The organism is Anaerocolumna sp. AGMB13020 (genome assembly GCF_033100115.1).
In the GTDB taxonomy this organism is placed as follows: Bacteria; Bacillota; Clostridia; order Lachnospirales; family Lachnospiraceae; genus Anaerocolumna.
The window spans coordinates 3,168,794-3,189,235 of the sequence record NZ_CP136910.1; the positions used below are offsets into that span (position 1 = coordinate 3,168,794).

General features: G+C 42.7%; 19 protein-coding genes. 6 read left to right on the forward strand and 13 right to left on the reverse strand.

From position 1 onward, the window contains the following. Positions 1–4: 4 nt before the first annotated feature. The 9 genes from R2R35_RS12885 to R2R35_RS12925 all read right to left on the reverse strand — a co-directional run bounded on the left by R2R35_RS12885 (position 5) and on the right by R2R35_RS12925 (position 11,272). Positions 5–1,066, reverse strand: coding sequence for an ABC transporter permease (locus R2R35_RS12885; RefSeq protein ID WP_317730220.1), 1,062 nt, complete (start codon positions 1,064–1,066; stop codon positions 5–7). Beyond that, entirely contained in the window at positions 1,059–2,000 is a 942-nt protein-coding gene (locus tag R2R35_RS12890; RefSeq protein ID WP_317730221.1) for an ABC transporter permease, read from the reverse strand. Before R2R35_RS12890 ends, R2R35_RS12885 begins: the two co-directional genes overlap by 8 nt. A gap of 175 nt (positions 2,001–2,175) precedes the next feature. Further along, positions 2,176–3,873 (reverse strand): peptide ABC transporter substrate-binding protein, encoded by a 1,698-nt coding sequence (locus R2R35_RS12895; protein WP_317730222.1) that lies wholly within the window; start codon positions 3,871–3,873, stop codon positions 2,176–2,178. A gap of 645 nt (positions 3,874–4,518) precedes the next feature. Next, positions 4,519–5,751 (reverse strand): DUF5050 domain-containing protein, encoded by a 1,233-nt coding sequence (locus R2R35_RS12900; protein WP_317730223.1) that lies wholly within the window; start codon positions 5,749–5,751, stop codon positions 4,519–4,521. Positions 5,752–6,036: 285 nt separating this feature from the next. Continuing rightward, positions 6,037–7,788 carry an NADH-dependent [FeFe] hydrogenase, group A6 gene (locus R2R35_RS12905; protein ID WP_317730224.1) on the reverse strand — a complete coding sequence of 584 codons (1,752 nt, stop codon included), beginning with the start codon at positions 7,786–7,788 and terminating at the stop codon, positions 6,037–6,039. A 130-nt stretch (positions 7,789–7,918) separates the two neighbouring features. Beyond that, positions 7,919–9,706, reverse strand: coding sequence for an NADH-quinone oxidoreductase subunit NuoF (locus R2R35_RS12910; protein ID WP_317730225.1), 1,788 nt, complete (start codon positions 9,704–9,706; stop codon positions 7,919–7,921). 3 nt (positions 9,707–9,709) lie between these two features. Beyond that, positions 9,710–10,084 (reverse strand): (2Fe-2S) ferredoxin domain-containing protein, encoded by a 375-nt coding sequence (locus R2R35_RS12915; protein WP_317730226.1) that lies wholly within the window; start codon positions 10,082–10,084, stop codon positions 9,710–9,712. Positions 10,085–10,211: 127 nt separating this feature from the next. Continuing rightward, the gene (locus R2R35_RS12920; protein ID WP_317730227.1) at positions 10,212–10,769 is read right to left on the reverse strand and encodes an ATP-binding protein; all 558 of its coding nucleotides are present in this window, start codon (positions 10,767–10,769) and stop codon (positions 10,212–10,214) included. Between the two features lie 8 nt (positions 10,770–10,777). Beyond that, positions 10,778–11,272, reverse strand: coding sequence for an NADH-quinone oxidoreductase subunit NuoE family protein (locus R2R35_RS12925; protein ID WP_317730228.1), 495 nt, complete (start codon positions 11,270–11,272; stop codon positions 10,778–10,780). A 458-nt stretch (positions 11,273–11,730) separates the two neighbouring features. Between R2R35_RS12925 and R2R35_RS12930 the strand changes: the two genes are divergently transcribed. From R2R35_RS12930 to R2R35_RS12955, 6 genes are all read left to right on the forward strand, one after another. After that, complete coding sequence (locus tag R2R35_RS12930; protein WP_317730229.1) at positions 11,731–12,081, forward strand: DRTGG domain-containing protein; 351 nt, start codon at positions 11,731–11,733, stop codon at positions 12,079–12,081. Further along, complete coding sequence (locus R2R35_RS12935; protein ID WP_317730230.1) at positions 12,078–12,503, forward strand: ATP-binding protein; 426 nt, start codon at positions 12,078–12,080, stop codon at positions 12,501–12,503. Before R2R35_RS12930 ends, R2R35_RS12935 begins: the two co-directional genes overlap by 4 nt. A 79-nt stretch (positions 12,504–12,582) precedes the next feature. Continuing rightward, positions 12,583–13,866, forward strand: coding sequence for a [Fe-Fe] hydrogenase large subunit C-terminal domain-containing protein (locus R2R35_RS12940; protein ID WP_317730231.1), 1,284 nt, complete (start codon positions 12,583–12,585; stop codon positions 13,864–13,866). Between the two features lie 91 nt (positions 13,867–13,957). Further along, entirely contained in the window at positions 13,958–14,464 is a 507-nt protein-coding gene (locus tag R2R35_RS12945; protein ID WP_317730232.1) for an NUDIX hydrolase, read from the forward strand. 23 nt (positions 14,465–14,487) lie between these two features. Then, the gene (locus R2R35_RS12950; protein WP_317730233.1) at positions 14,488–14,823 is read left to right on the forward strand and encodes a hypothetical protein; all 336 of its coding nucleotides are present in this window, start codon (positions 14,488–14,490) and stop codon (positions 14,821–14,823) included. After that, positions 14,816–15,592, forward strand: coding sequence for a PHP domain-containing protein (locus tag R2R35_RS12955; protein WP_317730234.1), 777 nt, complete (start codon positions 14,816–14,818; stop codon positions 15,590–15,592). Before R2R35_RS12950 ends, R2R35_RS12955 begins: the two co-directional genes overlap by 8 nt. Here the strand turns inward: R2R35_RS12955 and R2R35_RS12960 are convergent, their stop codons facing one another. The 4 genes from R2R35_RS12960 to R2R35_RS12975 all read right to left on the reverse strand — a co-directional run bounded on the left by R2R35_RS12960 (position 15,593) and on the right by R2R35_RS12975 (position 20,410). Further along, a complete protein-coding gene (locus tag R2R35_RS12960) occupies positions 15,593–17,050 on the reverse strand; it encodes a 4Fe-4S dicluster domain-containing protein (protein ID WP_317730235.1) in 1,458 nt (485 codons plus the stop codon). It abuts the gene before it with no gap. Positions 17,051–17,139: 89 nt separating this feature from the next. Then, on the reverse strand, positions 17,140–18,312 hold the full coding sequence (locus R2R35_RS12965; protein ID WP_317730236.1) for a SpoIIE family protein phosphatase: 1,173 nt from the start codon (positions 18,310–18,312) through the stop codon (positions 17,140–17,142). Positions 18,313–18,417: 105 nt separating this feature from the next. Then, positions 18,418–20,169, reverse strand: a complete 1,752-nt coding sequence (locus tag R2R35_RS12970) for a [Fe-Fe] hydrogenase large subunit C-terminal domain-containing protein (protein WP_317730237.1) — start codon at positions 20,167–20,169, stop codon at positions 18,418–18,420. Further along, positions 20,150–20,410 (reverse strand): (2Fe-2S) ferredoxin domain-containing protein, encoded by a 261-nt coding sequence (locus R2R35_RS12975; RefSeq protein ID WP_317730238.1) that lies wholly within the window; start codon positions 20,408–20,410, stop codon positions 20,150–20,152. Before R2R35_RS12975 ends, R2R35_RS12970 begins: the two co-directional genes overlap by 20 nt. Positions 20,411–20,442: the final 32 nt, after the last annotated feature.

Below are 20,442 nucleotides of genomic sequence, written 5' to 3' on the forward strand. Positions count from 1 at the left end.
CTCCTTACACCTCCTTCATCTTCGGATCAAAGGCATCTCTCAAACCGTCTGCCATAAGATTAAAGCTTAACATAATGATTCCAAGAACGATTACCGGGAAGACAATCATGTAGGGATGAGTGGTAAAGGATTTAAAGGCATCACTGATAAGCGTTCCAAGGGAGGCCAAAGGCTGTGGCACACCAAGTCCTATAAATGCCAGGAAAGCTTCTGTAAATATGGCATTGGGAATGGAGAACATGGACATAACAATCAGCTGACCAAAGATATTGGGGAGTATTTCCTTAAAGATAATAAAGAAATCTCTGGCTCCCAGAGTCTTGGAGGCTAAGATAAATTCCTGTTCCTTGAGCTTTAACACCTGAGCTCTTGCTATCTTACTCATACCAATCCAGCCTGTAATGGCAAGTGCCAGAGTTATTGTTAACAGGCCTGGTCTGAATACCAGAATCAGCAGGGTTACGATTACAAGGGTAGGGATACCGTTAAGTATCTCTGAAAAACGCTGCAGGAACATATCCACCTTACCGCCAAAGTATCCGGAGATAAGACCATATACCATACCAAAGCACATGTCCACTAACACGGCTACCAAAGCAATATAAAGGGAGATTCGTGTCCCCACCCAGGTTCTTGTAAAAATATCGCGGCCAAGCACATCAGTTCCAAACCAGTAATAGACCTTTTCAAGTCCGGTAACGGTGGCACCATCTGCTGCTATGTATTTGTTCTGTTTTACAGTACCGGCAGAAGTATGCATATTCTCAGAGCCGTCCAGTATACCGATTTTCTCAAGCCCCTGTATTCTGGGTGCCAGATTCTGATGGGTGATATTCTGGTCGGAGTAGGTGCGTCCGCTGATAACCGGTCCGGTAACAGCCATTAAAATTACGAATAAGATTCCGATAAGGCCTGCTACGGCTCCTTTGTTCTTCACAAATCGGTTTAAAATATCCTGCCAATAGGACTGGCTGGCGTAGGTTTCGTCTACTCTTGAGATTTTCTCGCTGCCAAAGAGTTCGAAATCATCGGGTAAAAATTCTGTATCTATTTTGGTATTATTCATTGCTACCTCCCTTAGCCAGTCTGATTCTGGGATCAATTATTCCATAGAGAATATCCACTACAAGCATTATGCCAATATACATTAAACTATAGATAAAGGTAAGTGCCACAACGACATTGTAGTCATTGGATTGTATGGCGGATACAAGAAGGCTTCCGATACCTGGAATTGAAAAAAGCTTTTCTATAACCAAGCTTCCGGTCATAAGACCCACTACCAGAGGGGCTAATACTGTTATGATAGGAATGAGTCCGTTTCGAAGGGCATGTTTAAAGATCAGTCTGAAACTGTTAATACCCTTGCTCTCAGCTAACAGCATATAATCAGAACCAAGGACCTCCAGCATTTCGGTTCTGGTGAATCTGGCAACGGTGGCAATGGTAAACATGCAAAGGGAAATCGTTGGCAGTACGGAGGATTTAAACGGCATTTCCGCCTGATACAAAAGAGGGAACCATTTTAAACGAAAGCCCAGGCTGTATATTAAAGCCATTGCAAATACGTAAGAAGGAAGACTTACACCAAGTACAGAGATAACCGTAGTAATGGTATCAAAGATGGTGTTGTGTTTTATGGCAGCAATTAGGCCGAGCACCAAACCCACAGCCGTACCGATAAGTATTGCCTGACCGCCCAGTCTTAAGGAAATGGGAAGTCTGGTCTCTAGAAGGGAGGTTATGGGGGTGTTTTTTGAAATAGTATAGGATACTCCGAAATCGCCGGAAAGCATTGCTTTGATATAATTTATAAAGCGAACCAGCATCGGCTTATCCAGACCGTATTTTTTATTTAGCATTGTCTTTTGTGCGGCATTTAATTTCTCGTCATTAAAAGGTGAACCGGGCATAAATTCGAGCATTAAGAACAATATCAGTAATATAACCAATAAAGTAACAACGGATATGGCAACCCTTTTTATTATATATTTTTTCACGATACCTACTCTCCTTAGCATATAGAATGCATAAATGACGCTGCCACGGGTGATATAACACACCTGACAGCGCCATATAAATATATGGAGTTCAATTAGTAATTCAAAGTAGTCCGATTTACCATACTGCTTCCTGCATTTTCAAGAAATGCAATTACAGCTTATAGAACAGTCCTTATTTCTTGGTGGTGTTTTTGAAAACACGGTTAATGCCTACGGAGTGGAACTCAATACCTTCAACACCACTCTTATATAATACGGCATCACCTTTCTGATAGATAGGGAAGATTACGGCATCATCCATAACAATGCCTTCGGCTTTTTTAAGTGCTTCCCATCTTGCAGTGGGGTCTAAGGCAAGCTCGCCTTTCTTGGCAGAATCAATAATGGAATCGTATTCGGTATTGGACCAGAAACCATAGTTGTTCGGGCTTCCGGTAATCCACATGTCAAGGTAGGTCATAGGATCGGAATAGTCAGGACCCCAGCGTGTAAGGCCAAGCTCAAAATCACCGGACTGCATTCTTTCCACACGGTTTTTCTTAGGCATTGTCTCGATGGTAACAGTGATACCGGGTAAAGTCGTCTGAATTTCCTGCTGGATAAACTGTGCTACATTTTGTGCGGATTCCGTATCTTCAACTACCATGGAATATTTGTATTCACTTACACCAAGTTCCGCTTTTGCAGCTTCCCAGTATTCCAGAGCTTTTACTTTGTCTGTTGTAGGGTAGGTGCCGGCGGTTTCGCGGAAATCCTTGCCGTCAGGACCTGTAGCAAGAAGGGTTGGAACAGCGAAATCAGCTACAATGGAACCATCCTTTAAGATGTTGTTCACAATTGCTGCTTTGTCATAGGCTAAAGATAATGCCTTACGAAGATTTAGGTTCTCAAGTCCTGCAACCTTCTGGTTGGGAGAGATATACCATAAATATCCGGCCATAATGCTGTGGAATTCAGGGTCAGCCTGGAACTGTTCCACCTGTTCACCGGAAAGTGTCACAACGTCCAGGTCACCGTTCTGATAGGATAATACAGCTGTTTGGGAATCTTTGATAACCTGATACTGGATTCCGTCTAAGGATACTTTGTCGGCATCCCAGTAATCAGGGTTCTTAACTAAGGTAATTGTTGTCGCAGCAGGCTCATAAGCGGTAAGCTTAAAGGCACCGTTGCTTAATATCGTATCAGGAGAAGTGGCATAGCTGTCACCTGCCTGCGTAAAAAATTCTTCGTTAACAGGTAAGAAGGAAGGGAAAGCAAGTAAAGATTCGAAGAAAGGAACCGGGACATCCAGCTGAACCTCCAGGGTCTTATCATCTTTTGCGGTCACACCCAGCTCTTCAATACCCTTTTCTCCTGCGATAATAGCAGAAGCATTTTTGATATTTGCAATTTCAGCAATGAAAGAATATTCACTTGCTACGGTAGGATCTACCAGTCTTCTCCAGGAGAATACAAAGTCTTTGGCAGTAACGGGTGTACCGTTGGACCATTTCGCATCTTTTAAGGTGAAGGTATATGTAAGGCCATCATCGCTTTTCTGTACGCCTTCTGCAATGGCCAGCACCGGAAGTCCGGAAGCATCAATGGTGTAGAGCCCCTCTGTCACATCCGCCAATACTTCAAAGGATGTACCGTCTGTTGCAATCTGGGGATCCAGGGAAGCAACCTCTACATCAAATTGTACATTTAATACATTACCGCCGGCAGCTGTATCTGTGCCGGTCTCGCCTGTTCCCTCTGTTGCAGCAGGCGTGTCTGTTGCGGCACTGTCTGATCCCGTATTGGTATTCTTGCCGCCGCAGGCAGCTAAGGATAATACCAGAATAACGGAGAAGAGTAATGCCATTAATCTTTTTGCTTTTTTCACAAATGTTCCTCCTTTTATGAGAGACAAAAAAAGCCGCAAAAAGGAAGAATCCCTTTGCGACTTCATCGTCTCATCGTTATTATAGAACTAATTATATTACAAGAAGTATATTTGTCAACAACTTTGTAAAAAGTGGTAAATTGTATATATGTACTTAAAAAAGTACGATTAATGTCTGATACAATAAAAAACAATTATTAGCAGTAAATAGGCTTATTTGCTAAAATTGTTTTTAAGTATACATACATAATGAATATTTATAATGAGTAACAGGAAATAAATTTATTTTAATATTCAGAAAAACATCCCATTTATTTTGTTAGAAAGCTCATTTAATACGAGACATTTCTTGTCTTATTTGAATGTGCTTCCTTAAATAAGACAAATATTATAGTTCAAAAGACAGAGATAATAGTAGTTACATATTCCAGGTAGAAAAAGGCTGTAAGATTTACATACCACACGTATACGAACTCTTCTGAGGAGATAGTATATATTAACAGGAAAAAATATCTATCTGCCATCTTATTCGGTATCAGAGAATTCGGTCTGTGGGTAAGATAATCCTACAGCTTTTTTATTAACCATATAGGTTGAGGGGTATACTTATTCCACATTTAGAAGGTCTGCCTGTATGGTGCTGATTTATTGGAAATCAGCCAGTATCTTTCCGTTTAAATCGGCTACATACCATTTTATGCTGATTACTTTTCCACGCCATCCATAATCAGGATCATTGTAATCAGTGCACTCAACAGGAATCAGCAAATATTTGCCTAAGGCAGTGATTCCGGCAGAGTAGTCAAACTTGCTGTCGGGAGTATAAGCTATTTTGATGAAATCAGTTACCAGATTCTTATTATTTGTTCCTGATGTAAAACGAGATAACGTTATATATTTCTTTTCATCCAGTTTTATCCGGTAGCTATATTTGTTTACAATTGTGACAGTACCAGGATAATTAATGTTAGAGGATGTTAATTTGTTCGTGTTTACGTTATAAGTGTAATACACAGAATAATTACCCAGCTCATCAAAATAGATCTTATCAGTGCTATAGGTCAGAAAATCGGTAGTCATATTATCATGGATAATACTGGTGGTCTTTTCTGTATTGCTATATTTTACAAGGGTTCCGTACCAGAAGTTGCCGCTGCCCTGGTAGGTTCCAAACTGGTAATAGAGGTTTCCTTTAATTGATATAATGTCAGAGATAATAGGGGATTGATCGCTAACCTGCTCCGCTTTAAGGGAAGAGAGTACCGTGGGTTTGGTATTGCCGCTTTTTAAGGACAACAGCTGAATCTTTGATGTTGCCTCTTTGTATTGTCCAAAATAAAGGGTTGTGCCTATGCTTTTTATAAAGTCAAAACTGCTGTTACCGGTGTATAGCAGGACAGACTTCTTATCGGCATGTGATTTCATATAAAGCAGTTTTTTGGTATCTTTTTCTACAAGGTAGTAAATACCCTTCTTATCTGCATACAATACGGTCCCCTTGCTTACAGTCTGCTGGTTCTCCCCCTTTACAGAGATGGAATAGGTAGTATATTCTATACTGTCTGTCTCATTGCTGGTATAGTAAAGAACATTATTATAAACTACCATGGAACGGAAACCGTTGTCGGAGGAGACGATTTTGTTCTTATCTCCGGTAACAGGATTGAAACGATAGATATCGTAGCTGTAGCTGTCTTTGGAGTCTTGCAGGGTTTGGATATAGTAGATATAACCATTGTCCTCCAGCATGGTAAGATAACTATAAACGATACCAGTTGTTCCGGGTTCCGCCTGTACAGTACCGGTGTTAAACACTGCTGTCAATAGCAGCAGGGAAAGCATAAAGCATATTATTCTTCTGAGCTTCATTGATTTCATAGACTTATCTCTTTTCTTTACATTTTTGGTTGGCTTGCCGCTACAGCTCTTGGAATTAGGATTAGATAATCGGATACATTCCCAATGAACCAAGCAGATGCTTTCAGTTATAAGTTTCTTCTGTCTAAATTATACTCCTTACATGCTACTTATACAACAAGAGGAGATGTAAACATTAAGCTTCTTTTTAGAGACGAATGAGAGTAGCGGTATAAAAAGACGTAGAGAATGATAACAGGGAGGATTCAAAGAATCCTCCCTGTTATCATCTGTTGTCAGTAACTATTATTTTACGTCGTTAACGGATCTCTTTACATAGGTGGTATGAAGTACTTCATGAGCCTTATGGCTGCCGGGTTTACCAAAATACTCTGCATAAAGCTGCTTGATTGCAGGGTTTGTATGAGACTTGCGATAAGGCATGGAGCTGTCCAGGTCATATAATACCTTGGCACGAAGTGCTCTGATATCATTAAAGTTACGGATATTAGCCGGTACCTGAGGCATTCCGCCGCCGTTTACACAACCACCGGGGCATCCCATAATCTCTATGAAGTGATATTCTGCTTCGCCGTTCTTTACTTTTGTAAGAAGCTCTTTGGCATTGGTTAAGCCGGAGGCAACTGCCACCTTAACATCCATACCGGCAACATTATAGGTTGCTTCTTTAATGCCTGTTACACCTCTTACTTCTTTGAAATCAAGGCTCTGTAATTCTTCACCGGTTAATTCCTCTACTGCGGTACGAAGAGCTGCCTCCATAACACCGCCGGTAGCACCAAAGATTACGCCGGCACCGGAAGACATCCCAAGAGGAGAATCAAATTCTTCATCGGGAAGAGAAAGGAAATTGATGCCGGAGCGATTGATCATTCTGGCAAGCTCTCTTACAGTCAGAGCAATATCCACATCCGCTACACCGGAAGCATCCTGATCTTCTCTACCAATCTCAAATTTCTTTGCGGTACAGGGCATGATGCTGACCATAACGATATCTTTGGGATCAATGCCCATCTTCTCTGCATAATAGGTCTTAGCGGTAGCACCGAACATCTGCTGAGGGGACTTGCAGCTGGAGAGATTCTCTGTCATATCAGGGAAATAATGCTCACAGTATTTAACCCAGCCCGGAGAGCAGGAAGTGATTAAAGGCAGAACTCCGCCGTTTTGTACGCGGTCAAGGAATTCATGGGCTTCTTCCATTATGGTTAAATCAGCAGCAAAGTCTGTATCGAATACTTTGGCAAAGCCAAGTCTTCTAAGAGCAGAAACCATCTTTCCTTCTACGTTGGTACCGATGGGAAGACCGAATTCTTCGCCAAGTCCCGCACGAACGGAAGGAGCTGTCTGAACAATTACATGTTTGCTGGAGTCAGCAATCGCTGCAAATACTTCATCGGTATAATCCTTCTCGGACAGGGCACCGGTAGGACATACAGCGATACACTGACCACAGGACACACAACTGGTGTCGCCTAAGCCCATATCAAAAGGGGAGGCAATATTGGTCTTAAAACCACGGTCATTGGCACCGATTACACCTACGCTTTGTACCTTGTCACACACCGCGGAACAGCGTCTGCAGAGGATACATTTGTTATTGTCGCGGTACATATGTGCAGCGGAGTAATCTATCTCATACTCTATATTTTCGCCGTCATAATGGCCTTCTTTCTCAACTTTTAAATCCTTGCTTAATTTCTGAAGCTCGCAATCACCGCTTCTTACGCAGGATAAACATTTTCTGTCATGAGTGGAAAGGATTAATTCCAGTGTCTTTCTTCTGGAGTTTAATACTCTTGGAGTGTTGGTCCACACTTCCATCCCTTCATTTACGGGATAAACGCAGGATGCAACAAGGCTTCTGGCTCCTTTTACTTCCACGACGCAGATACGGCAGGCTCCGATTTCATTTATTTCCTTTAAGTAGCAAAGGGTAGGAATTTCAATATGTGCCAGCTTTGCTGCTTCTAAAATAGTGGAGCCCATAGGTACAGCCATTTCTGTACCGTTTAACTTTATATTAACGGTTTCCATCTTTTTCCTCCATTCTTGCACATGCATTTTGTGCATCTGTATTTGTGCCGAGGATTTCACAGGCACAAATTTGTGGTTGAAAATGCATTTCTTTCAACCTAAACCTCCTCCTATAATCTTATGAACAGGTTTACTGTTTGGATATAGCACCAAAACGGCATTTTTCCATACATGCGCCGCATTTGATACACTTGCTCTGGTGGATTAAATGAATTTCCTTTACCTTACCTTCAATTGCTCCATTCGGGCATACTCTTGCACATAAAGTACAGCCCTTGCACTTATCAGCATCGATAACATAGGAAAGGAGTGCTTTACATACACCGGAAGGACATTTTTTATCCACAACATGAGAAATATATTCATCCTTGAAGTATTTAAGGGTGGAAAGGACAGGGTTTGGTGCCGTCTGGCCCAGACCGCAAAGGGAATTATCCTTAATGTGATAGCAGAGTTCCTCCAGGGTATCCAGGTCTTCCAGGGTTCCCTGGCCCTTTGTGATTTTCTCTAAAATTTCATAAAGACGTTTGGTACCAATACGGCAGGGAGTACATTTACCACAGGATTCCTCAACGGTAAACTCTAAGAAGAATTTGGCAATGTCAACCATACAATTGTCTTCATCCATAACGATAAGACCGCCGGAGCCCATCATGGAACCGATATTTATAAGGTTATCATAATCAATGGGAATGTCATAGTGCTCGATCGGAATACATCCACCGGAAGGACCGCCGGTTTGTGCTGCCTTGAATTTCTTGCCATTGGGGATACCGCCGCCGATTTCTTCTACAACTTCTCTTAAGGTTGTACCCATAGGGATTTCCACAAGACCAGTGTTTTTAATCTTACCGCCAAGAGCGAATACCTTGGTGCCCTTGGATTTCTCAGTACCCATATCGGCAAACCACTTGGGTCCGTTTAATATGATCTGAGGTATATTTGCATAGGTTTCTACGTTATTTAATATTGTAGGTTTACCAAATAAACCTTTCTGTGCAGGGAAAGGAGGTCTGGGACGAGGTTCACCTCTGTTACCTTCGATGGAGGTCATAAGAGCGGTTTCCTCACCACAAACAAAAGCGCCGGCACCAAGTCTTAAGCCAATATCAAAGTTAAAGCCGGTTCCAAAGATATCCTCACCGAGCATTCCGTATTCTCTTGCCTGTTTAAGAGCAATTTCAAGACGGTCTACTGCAATGGGATATTCTGCACGAACATAGATATAGCCCTGTGTCGCACCGATAGCATAACCTGCAATAGCCATTGCCTCAAATACTACGTGGGGGTCACCTTCTAGAACGGAACGGTCCATAAAGGCACCCGGGTCACCTTCATCAGCATTACAGCAGACATATTTCTGGTCTGCATCATTGCCTTTGGCAAGCTTCCATTTTAAGCCTGTAGGGAAACCGCCGCCGCCTCTGCCGCGAAGACCGCTGTCTAAGAGGGTTTGTATAACATCATCGGGAGTATACTCGGTAAGTACCTTACCAAGAGCAGAATATCCGCCATTTCCGATGTATTCTTCAATATTCTCAGGATTGATGACACCGCAGTTACGAAGTGCGATACGATGCTGCTTCTTATAGAAGTCGGTTTCATTTAAGGATTTAATGCCATCGTCAGTAACTGTTTCTGTATATAAAAGACGGGTAACGGGTCTTCCTTTTAATAAATGCTCGGTTACGATTTCCGAAATATCCTCTTCTTTTACCATGGAATAGAAGCAGGCATCGGGATAAACAATCATAATGGGTCCCAGCGCACAAAGTCCGTGACAACCGGTCTGAACCACGGAAACTTCCTTCTCCAGACCGTTTTTCTCTATTTCAGACTGCAGGGTTTCGATAATCTTAACACTTCCGGAGGAAGTACATCCGGTACCGCCGCATACTAATACGTGTGAACGAAACATGTCTTATATCCTCCCTTCAGAGCTGATGGTGTATTTGTCAACGACTTTACCGCCTAAAAGGTGCTGTTCAAGAACCTCCAGTGCTTTCTCCGGTGTCATCTTTACATAGGTTACTTTTTCTTTACCGGGTGCAAATACTTCTACAATAGGTTCATATTGGCACAGTCCTATACAACCGGTCTGTACAACAGCTATATTTGTAAGGTTTTTTTCCTGAACGGCATTGGAAAGAGCAGTGAGAACCGGTCTTGCACCACTGGCAATACCGCAGGTCGCCATACCTACCACTACTCTGGTCTGGCTGGCAGTTTCGGAACGCAGACCGATCTGGCCTTGCATTTTTTCTCTGATAGCCTGTAACTCTTCAAGAGTTTTCATAAGATATCCTCCTTATTTATATTGAGAACTGTATAAATCCAATGTTTGAGACTTTGTTAAAAAGTTATCAAACTTGGATGCGTATATCTTTTAGTATCTATATCGAAACGGATGTATTAAAATGCTGCTAAAAGTAAATACCTTCATTTGCTTCTTCATGATTCTCCATAAGAAAATTTTTTAAGAATACTGTTACCTCAGGATTGTTTAGAGGAACATTGTGAAGTAGGGAGCGCATTTCTCTGGTATCCAGTACAAAACTCTTATCGTCCACGCGGTAGGTATAGACAAAGTCTATAGACGGGTGGAAGGTAATCAGACTGTAAAGGGTACTGTTCATATCGCCAAGAGGCATTCGGTCAATGTGGGTTAGCTGAAAGGAAGCATAAACTTTCGTTCCTTTACCAGGCTCTGATTCCATATGAAAATCTCCTCCGCAGCTTAAGGCTGCCTGTTTGAAGAAGGGAATTCCCAGGCCTACTTTTCTGGTAGTCCTTGTTGTATAGAAGGGATCCTGTGCTTTGACTGCTTCTTCCTCTGTCATACCGCAGCCGTTATCCTTTATCTCAACCTGTAAAAGGTTTAAGGACTGAGCTATCTGTACGGTTATTTCAATGAGAGTGGCATGAGCACTTACCGAATTCTGTGCAATATCTAATATGTTTAACGAGATTTCAGTCATCATGGATTGAATTACTCATATTTTGTAAGTATATCCTTAACATCGTCTACCGTAAGTCTGCCGTATACATCATCATTTACTGTAAGTACGGGAGCAAGACCGCAGGCACCGATACAGCGACAGGCATCTAAGGAGAATTTGCCGTCAGGTGTACATTCCCCACCCTCTATATGAAGCAGCTCGGCTAACTTGTTGAAAATATCACCGGAGCCCTTAACATAACAGGCAGTACCTAAACATACGGAAATTTTGTATTTTCCTTTGGGATTTAAAGAAAACTGGGAATAGAAAGTAGCTACACCATATATTTTTTCAAGCGGGATATCCATCTCGTTTGATATAATGGTCTGAACTTCTATAGGAAGATAGCCGTAAATACTCTGTGCTTCCTGCAGAATGGGCATTAGGGCACCTTTGTCATCTTTATACTTATTAATGACTTTGAGAAGCTCCGCTTCCTGCTCTTTTGAGCCGGCGAACGGGACTGTTTTTTTCTGGGAACTCATTCTTTAACCTCCTTGATTTTGTGGCTGTTTGTACGTTACCTGTCGAAATATTTCAAAATTTTTATTCGACAAACAACATCAGTATAACATGTTATTGATAAAAAATCCACAGATATATTAAAATTAACAATTGTAACAAATGGAAAACAGAGAATATTAAGCTATTAATGCAAAAATGATAGAAGTTGAAAAAAAACACCGTCAATGTTATACTGTGTGTAAATTTATAGACTATTGAATTGTATAAATTGTACATACAAATGAAAGAGTTCTAAAAAGAAAACCGAAAAAAGTGTTAGAATTAACAAACAATAAACAGCTCGAATTTTACGATTCATTTGGGCAGTTTCACAAGTAAAAGGAATGGAGTCAGAGAGAAATGTTTTTTATTTCACAATAGGATTATTTAAGGGTATCTGTAATTAAAAACACAGGCTATGAGAAAGGTTTGGTTTATTATGACAATTCATGATGTAATGGATATACTTGGTGCCAGGCTCGTCTGGGGAGAGAAATATCTGGAACGAGAGGTTCATACTGCCTGCGGTGCAGATATGATGAGTGATGTCCTGGCCTTCGTAAAGGATCAGTCCGTGCTGCTTACAGGTCTTTGTAATTCACAGGTTATAAGGACTGCCGAGATGATGGATATTATCTGTATCGTCTTTGTGCGGGGCAAGGTACCGGACGAGATGATGACAGAACTGGCAATGGAAAGCCATATTGTGCTGCTTGCTACAGATAAGCAGATGTTTCCTGCCTGCGGTATGCTCTATGAAAGAGGATTAAGGGGAGGTGCTGCTCATTGAGTAAGAATATACAGCTTAACTATCAGGTATCAGCTGAGGACTTTACAAGAGCAGGAGAAGCCTCCAGTGATGTGAAATCCAAGTTAAAGCAGATGGGGGTAAATCCTGAGATTATTAGAAAAGTCGCTATAGCCATGTATGAAGGGGAGATAAATATGGTTATTCATGCACAGGGTGGAGCAATTCAGGTGACGTTATCCCCGGAGGAAGTACATATGGTGTTAAAGGATAAGGGGCCAGGTATACCGGATATCGAGCTTGCCATGCAGGCAGGTTACTCTACAGCCCCCGATAAGGTAAGATCTCTGGGGTTTGGTGCCGGTATGGGACTGCCCAATATGAAGAAGTATTCTGACGTGATGAATATCGAGACAGAACTTGGAATAGGTACTACGGTAACAATGACGGTTAAAATACAGTAATAGGTAATGGGGTGTTTCAGTTTAAACTGTCTGTTTGAGCAGTATCCCTGGCAAGCCGGGGGTATATATGGGGGTTCGTATGGATAAATTTTTTACTGCTGTTCGTCTGCAGGAGGACTTGTGCAAGGGATGCATTAACTGTATCAAAAGGTGTCCGACTCAGGCTATCCGGGTTCGAAAGGGAAAGGCTGTTATTACAAAGGAATTCTGTATTGACTGCGGGGAGTGCATAAGAATCTGCCCTCATCATGCAAAGCTGGCGGTATATGATCCCTTGAGTATATTAGAAGATTATGAGTATACCGTGGCTTTACCAGCACCTGCACTATACGGTCAGTTCAATAATCTGGAGGATGTTAATATTGTATTGACGGCACTCAAAAAATTTGGCTTTCATGACGTATATGAGGTCAGTGGGGCTGCTGAGCTGGTATCGGAATTATCCAGAAAGTACCTGGAGGAACAGGAACAAAAGATGCCCTTTATCAGTACCGCCTGTCCTTCTGTGGTGCGTTTGATCCGGGTGCGTTTCCCAGGATTGCTGGAACATCTGCTGCCCATAAAGGCGCCAGTTGACCTGGCAGCGGCACTGGCAAGGGAAAAAGCGGTAAAGGAAACCGGGCTTCCGGCAGAGAAGATAGGAATTATCTTTATCAGCCCCTGTCCGGCAAAGGTCAGTGCGGTCAAGAACCCTCTGGGATACAGTAAGAGTGAGGTGGACGGGGTAATTGCCATAAAAGATATCTATCCAAGGCTTATTAGCCTTATGAAAGAAGTGGAGGAGAAGCAGCAGATCGAAAATCTTGCCATATCTGGTAAAATCGGCATCAGCTGGGGCGGAACAGGCGGAGAAGCCGGAGGACTTCTTACGGATAATTACCTGGCAGCAGATGGAATTGAGAATGTTATCAGAGTACTGGAGGATCTGGAGGATCAGAAAATTTCCTCTCTTGAATTTATAGAATTAAATGCCTGTAACGGTGGCTGCGTGGGAGGTGTGCTTACCGTTGAGAATCCCTTTGTGGCAAAGGTAAAATTAATCCGGCTGCGAAAATATATGCCGGTTGCCTGTAATCATCTGGATGGCAGTGAGGTAAAGCACTGGGAGTGGAATCGTGAAGTTAACTATGAACCGGTATTTAAATTAAGCGAAGACCTGCAGGAGAGCATTACTATGCTTGCGAAGGTAGAAGAGCTTTGCGAGAAATTCCCTGGTCTTGACTGTGGTTCCTGTGGGGCACCTACCTGCAAGGCACTGGCAGAGGATGTGGTTAGAGGTGTTGCCGGAGAGCAGGATTGTATTCACATTTTAAGGCAGTATATTCACAGGCTGTCTGACGAAATCAGCAAGTTTGATAACTGATACTGCAGGATAATGCTTCATATCATATTGTGCAGGAGTGTTGATAAACATGAAACACATTCTATAGATGTAACAAGAAAGAGTGGTGTAAATGCAAAAAGAAATTGACGAAATCATAAAACCTTATAAAAAAAATTATATCCGTGAAATGAGAAAAAGCATAGGACATAACCCTGTAATGGTTCCCGCCTGCGGCGTTATCATCGAGAACAAGGAAGGTCAGATTTTACTGCAGCAGCGAAGTGATAACGGTAAATGGGGATTGCCGGGCGGTGGGATGGAGATGGGAGAGACCTTTCTTGAAACCGCCAGACGGGAGGTATATGAAGAGGTAGGAATTATAGTGGAGAATCTGGAGCTCTTTGGCATATATTCCGGCGATGACAGGTATATTGTATATCCTAATCAGGATATCTGCTGGGTGACAAGTACCATATTTAAAACCACTGAGTACAAGGGTGAAATCCTGCAGGAAACAGAAGAAACGTTAGGTCACAGATTTTTTAGCGGAGATAACCTGCCAGAGAATATAAATAATTATGACCGCAAGTGTATTGAAGACTGGAAGAGAAATAATTCCGGGATTATTATTAATTAGAAAAGAAAGGAAAAGGTAACATCATGACAGTAGGAGAGATTCTTCATAAGGAGATATTCGAAATAATTAATCCTGGCAATGACCTTGAGAGAGAGCTTAAAGGTGTATATTGCTGTGATCTCTTAAGTGTAGCTATGGGAAAAGCTTTTTCAGGGGCGGTCTGGATTACGGTAATGGCCAATGTAAATACCCTGGCAGTTGCGTCTTTGACAGAGGTTGCCTGTATTGTTCTGGCAGAGGGGATAATGCCCGATGAACAGACAGCTCTAAAAGCTAAGGAACAGGGAATAACTCTCCTGGCGGTTAATAAGCCTGTATTTGAGACCTCTCTGCTGGTTCATGAACTGATTCATGTATAAGGTCTCTTATGATCTGCATATTCATTCCTGCTTATCCCCCTGCGGTGATGAAGATATGACACCTGGAAATATAGTTGGAATGGCTGCCATAAAAGAACTGAATGTCATAGCTCTTACAGATCATAACAGCAGCAGAAACTGCCCTCCTTTTCTAAAACATGCGGAGTGTTTTGGAATTATTGCTATTCCGGGAATGGAGCTCTGTACCAGAGAAGAAGTACATGTTCTATGTCTTTTTGAGGAGCTGCAGGGAGCATTGGAGTTTGACACCTTTGTATATGAAAAGCTTTTTAAGGTTCACAACAATGAAGAAATATTTGGAAGGCAATTGTTGATCAATGAAAGGGATGAAGTCTCCGGAAAAGAAGAATATCTGCTCGTCAATGCAGCAGATATCGGATTTGATGAGGTTTATGAACTTGTGAAAACCTATGAGGGGATAATGATACCGGCCCATATTGATAAGAGCTCCAATAGTCTCTTATCAAATCTTGGATTTATCCCGCCTGATTCCCGGTTTACCTGCGCAGAAGCTACCTGTAAAGAGGCCGTAAGTATAAGTGGCTTAAGTCCTGCAAAAGCAGCTGGTTTCTCCAAAGAGGAGGAAGCAATGGCAGAATTAAAAAGGAAGAATCCTTATTTGCAGAATTGCCGGATCATTAATAATTCCGATGCTCATTATCTGGAGCACATTCATGAGCCGGTTCATTTCCTTCAAATTGAGGAAATGAACAGAAAAGGAATATTAAAGGCTCTGGTTAACCCTTAATTATTTCGTATGCATGGAGAATTCCAGTTCCTTATATGAATCAAGATTCTCATGAATGTCACGATTGTCTGCTTTATGGAACAATTTGTCACGGTTTACAGTTGCAGCTCTTCCAGTCAGGACACTTCCGGGGCCGTTCTGACAGCCGCCTTCACATACCATACCCTCAAGGAAATCCTCCGGTAACTTACCTGCTTTTAACAGGGTCAGGGCTTTCTTACATTCAGCAGCACCGTTGCATTGCTTTACCGTGATGTCGGTATTTTCCTGTTTCTCTTTTAAAGACTGTAATACAGAAGCGGTAACGCCGCCTGCTATACAGAATTTCTTTCCATAGATACTTCCCTGCTGAAGGGTATCGGCGGCTGCCTCAGGCTTCACTTCTTTTGCACGGAACATGGCATAAAGTTCATCTAAGGTAAGGGCGTAATCTGCACCTTGCAGCGCTACCGTATCAAGTACTTCGCCTTTTTTGGCAATGCAGGGCCCAATAAATACACAGACAGCATCGGGGTAAAGAGCCTTAATAAGTCTTGCAGTAGCAGTCATGGGGGATACAGTGGTGGACATATTTTCTACCAGCTGAGGGTAATGTCTGCGTATCATCTTAACAAAGGCAGGACAGCAGGAGGTAGTCATCTTCTTACCCTCCTTGTAGCCTTCTGCCCATTCTTCACTTTCACTGGCAGCCACAAAATCTGCACCTAAGGCTACTTCATACAGACCGGCAAAACCTAGACCTTTAATGGCTTCCACCATGGAAGAGAAGGTGATATCTGCTCCGAACTGACCTTCCCAGGCTGGTGCCAGCATGGCATAAACAGGACGGGGGGACTGAAGCAACAGATCGATTACGTCTGTCATAAAGGAGCGGTCTGAAATTGCGCCAAAGGGACAGTTCTTGATACAGGAACCGCAGTCAATGCAGCGTTCTTCGTTAATTACGACGATATTATTCTCATCCATTGTAATGGCATCAACCGGACAGCTCTTCTTACAGGGACGCATCAGATCTGCAATGGCATTATAGGGACAGGCCTGAGAACATTTGGTACATTCCTTGCATTTGGCAGGGTCGATATAAGCTCTGTCACGGAGCATGGAGATGGCTCCAAAATTACAGGCAGCCTGACAGCGTTTGCCCACACATTTCTGACAGTTATCTGTTACTACAAAGCGTGTAATAGGACATCCTTCACAGGCTGAATTGATGACCTGAACGATATTCTTATTATCTTTTCCGGCAGAGGGGGATTTTCCTTCGGCAAGACGAATTCTCTGACGGATGATTTCCCTTTCTTTATAGATACAGCAGCGAAAATTAGCCTGAGGGCCAGGGATCAGTTCAAAAGGAAGGGCATCCTTTTTCTCATCCAGCTCGCCTTCAAAACTAAGTTTTGCTACCTGGTACAGGACTTCTTGTTTAATGGCATCAATGTTGTTATCATTACCTAACATAAGACTACTCCTTTTTGAAGTTGGGGTTTGAATAACCGGTAATTGTGATGTTTGGTTATTCGGTTGTGTACGTTTAGAGGTTTCCCGCATTAATAATATTGTATATTGACCTCTTTTCCCAGATTGTTGACCGCTTCTTTCAACTGTTCCACCAGATGCAGGCGGATACTTAAATCAAAGGGGAGGGAAGGATTCTGATGGGCCTCATTCATAGCCTTTCCTACAAAGAGGTTGAGTATTGTGCAGTCCTCGATAATGTATTTGGCGACCAGAGAGCCGCCGTTCTCCTTATCCAGCTCATCAAAGAAGGCTTCACTGATATCACCTTCCCCGTATTGCTTAATCAGAGCCAAAGCTCTGGACAGGGTTAGGACCCCTTCGGTTACCAGATGAATTCCCTCCATGTTGGCGATGGGAGGAAGTGCGGGATCGGTATAGTCCAAAGAGGTGATAAGAGGGCGTTTTAAGATGCGGGAGGCAATATTGGCACTGGTGCCTCCGCAGATGATCTTCTTTCCCTGACTGCCCATAAATTCACGGATTAAATGTCCGTCATTGCCGGGACTGGAAGGCGGACCGGTAAAAAGGTCTACCACTTTTGCACCGGTTATACGTAAAACCGCTACAGTGGTATCATCACCAGGCAGTTGCAGATACAGATCGTCACAGGCTTTGATAAGGGTACCTGCAAGTCTGGAAGCGGAAAGGGTTTCTCTGGCAGACAGAAGGGCAAAGTCCGCGACATTCTGCCAGTTCCAACCGAAATTAAGCAGATTTCCGACACCTGCGTGGATTACGCCATCGCTCATAAGAATAAAGCAATCATTGATGGAAGCGGTAAAACGGCATTCCCTGATTATCTTATTCTCCAGAACACGTTCCGTAAAGGGGAGAGGGAAAAGCTTATTGTCCCTTATCATGATGCAGGAGGGGTTATCAAATTCAGCCAGATAGACCTGACCGTTATGAAATACCTGCAATATACTGAAGGTGGAATAAGCCACCTGCCGGACCTGACAGACCGGCAGGGTTTTTGCTATGGTTTCTATGCAGTCATCAATGGAAGCGCCATTAAGAAACATGGTTCCCAGTATCTTTGAGGTCAGCGTGGCCAGGATATTAGCTTTTACGCCGCTTCCCATGCCATCTGCCAGAATCAGGATATTGGAATCCACTGTCTTTAACAGCTCTACCTTATCACCACATAGTTCTTCTTTAATTTTATTTAAGCTTTTATAAGCTGCATCAATACTAACGTTCATATTTTACCACCCTTTCTGAAAAGCACAAGCATTCTTGTCTAAAGTGGCTGTAAAGTTTTGTTTTTTAAAGTGAACAGCCGGATATTATACAAACCAGCCCGCTAATTATGTGCCCCGGTTATTTTTATTAGGAGACTCCATGCCGTCATAAAGGATGGTATCACGAAGTTTTGTTAAGGTTACTTTGGTTTCAGCCGTGGTCTCACCTAAGAGCCCAGCAATCTGCTGAGCAACTAACATCTGCTTGTCAATTACTTTCTGTGCCATTTCTATGGTATCCATCTTAACCTTGTAAGCCAGCTGGTTCTTTTCTTCTTCCAGGGTGATATCCTGAAGAATGCCAAGAACACCTTTGGGTTTTTCGATGTATACAATATTTTGTATAACCGTTATGCCCGGGTCCTGCAGGGTTACTTTTTTGCCAAAGACAGAGGTTCTGGTCTTGATTACTTCTTCAAATTCAGCAGTTTCCAGCAATTCATATAGATACATCTCAAGGGCTTTTGCTCTGGTAATGCGAAAGCTTCTTTCTGCCGCGCTGTTAAACTCCACGATACGCATATCAGGGTCTGCTATGATCAGGATGTTTGGAGTAGTATCCAGTACGATATTTGCCATGGACTGAGCTTTCTCGTGCATATAGGGAATACACATGGTAAGTTCCGCTTTTCCCTGATATACTGCAATTGCCTTCTCCCTGCAATTACGGTAACCACAGGCACCGCAGTTTAACTCATCTTCTTTTGTGGACTTTCCTATCTTTTTCAGGATTTCTGAAATCTCAGGATCTGTTGGCATGGGATCTTTCGGAGAACGGTCGCAGAATTTCCGGTGAAAGGATATTTCTCCGGCACGTTCATAGAAGTCCTTATCTTTTTGGGGTTCCTTTGGAATGGCTTCTTCCATATCAAGCTTTACCTTAAAGCGTGAAATGGATTCCCGGTTCAGGGCAGAGCCTTTGATACAGCCTCCGCTACAGATATCAGCCTCGATAAAAGACCCGCTTACCTCATCCCGTTCCATGCTCTCAAACAAATCGATGCAGTTCTTCATCCCATGAACATAAAACTTCCGGTATTTATTCGGAGTGTCTGCGGTTGCAACTACGGAGGAGAGGACTCCGCTGCTGATGGGATAGAGACGGTTGACCTTGGGGTCCGGATTATCAAAAGGAGAATCCGGCAGAGTATCCAGCTGAAGCTTCTCCTCATAAAGCCATTGCTCAAACTCGGTAAAATTTATGACCGCATCGATGTAACCATTGGTTCTTGGGTCACCGACTGCTTCTCTCTTCTTTGCGATACACGGACCTAAAAAGACCACCTTGACATCGGTTCCAAGCTGGTGTCTGATTAACTTACCGTGGGCTACCATTGGGGAGTCCACCGGAGCCATATATTTTGTTAAGGAAGGATAATAAATCTCTATAAGGTCATTAACACTAGGGCAGCAGGTAGTTATGATATTGTTCATACTGCCGTCATTCAGCAGCTTCTCATATTCTGCCGTAACGAAAGCGGCACCTTCTGCTGTCTCCCGGACGGAGGTAAAGCCCAACTTTAACAGGGCTGTCACTACCTGCCCCGGGGTTTTATATTTCAGCACGCCAAGATAGGCAGGTGCAAGTGATACCACGGTGGGTATTCCTTCCTTCAGATATCCCTTGACCTTGTCAAGATCACTGATAAGGAATTTGGCATTCTGGGGACAGGCTTCCAGGCAATGTCCGCAGAGAATGCACTTGTCATTCATTATTTGTGCCTGTTCCTGCTTAACGGTTATTGCCTTTACTTCACAGGTTCTTACACATTTATAACAGTTTCTGCACTTTGCTTCCTTAAAACTGATGACATTCATGCTTTAGGCCCCCTAAAACCTCCTGTGTGAAAAATTCCTTGGTATTGCTGGGGGTCAGAGAGAAGGATTTGTCATCCACCTTTACACAGACACCCTTTACACATTCTCCCATGCAGAATGAGCCGGTAAGCTGTACCTGATCTTCTACACCGTGTTCTTTGATAAGTGCTTCCAATGTATGTACAATTTCTCTTGATCCTTTTAAATGACATGAACTACCAATACATATTGTAACCACCATAATAACAACCTCCTTGTAGAGAGGACAATCAG

Coding starts and splice junctions, on each gene's coding strand:
- R2R35_RS12905 (WP_317730224.1), bottom strand. CDS start 7,788: ATGGAAACCGTTAATATAAAGTTAAACGGTACAGAAATGGCTGTACCT.
- R2R35_RS12965 (WP_317730236.1), bottom strand. CDS start 18,312: ATGAACGTTAGTATTGATGCAGCTTATAAAAGCTTAAATAAAATTAAA.
- R2R35_RS12940 (WP_317730231.1), top strand. CDS start 12,583: ATGGATAAATTTTTTACTGCTGTTCGTCTGCAGGAGGACTTGTGCAAG.
- R2R35_RS12910 (WP_317730225.1), bottom strand. CDS start 9,706: ATGTTTCGTTCACACGTATTAGTATGCGGCGGTACCGGATGTACTTCC.
- R2R35_RS12955 (WP_317730234.1), top strand. CDS start 14,816: ATGTATAAGGTCTCTTATGATCTGCATATTCATTCCTGCTTATCCCCC.
- R2R35_RS12975 (WP_317730238.1), bottom strand. CDS start 20,410: ATGGTGGTTACAATATGTATTGGTAGTTCATGTCATTTAAAAGGATCA.
- R2R35_RS12930 (WP_317730229.1), top strand. CDS start 11,731: ATGACAATTCATGATGTAATGGATATACTTGGTGCCAGGCTCGTCTGG.
- R2R35_RS12970 (WP_317730237.1), bottom strand. CDS start 20,169: ATGAATGTCATCAGTTTTAAGGAAGCAAAGTGCAGAAACTGTTATAAA.
- R2R35_RS12920 (WP_317730227.1), bottom strand. CDS start 10,769: ATGATGACTGAAATCTCGTTAAACATATTAGATATTGCACAGAATTCG.
- R2R35_RS12900 (WP_317730223.1), bottom strand. CDS start 5,751: ATGAAATCAATGAAGCTCAGAAGAATAATATGCTTTATGCTTTCCCTG.
- R2R35_RS12950 (WP_317730233.1), top strand. CDS start 14,488: ATGACAGTAGGAGAGATTCTTCATAAGGAGATATTCGAAATAATTAAT.
- R2R35_RS12885 (WP_317730220.1), bottom strand. CDS start 1,066: ATGAATAATACCAAAATAGATACAGAATTTTTACCCGATGATTTCGAA.
- R2R35_RS12915 (WP_317730226.1), bottom strand. CDS start 10,084: ATGAAAACTCTTGAAGAGTTACAGGCTATCAGAGAAAAAATGCAAGGC.
- R2R35_RS12945 (WP_317730232.1), top strand. CDS start 13,958: ATGCAAAAAGAAATTGACGAAATCATAAAACCTTATAAAAAAAATTAT.
- R2R35_RS12925 (WP_317730228.1), bottom strand. CDS start 11,272: ATGAGTTCCCAGAAAAAAACAGTCCCGTTCGCCGGCTCAAAAGAGCAG.
- R2R35_RS12960 (WP_317730235.1), bottom strand. CDS start 17,050: ATGTTAGGTAATGATAACAACATTGATGCCATTAAACAAGAAGTCCTG.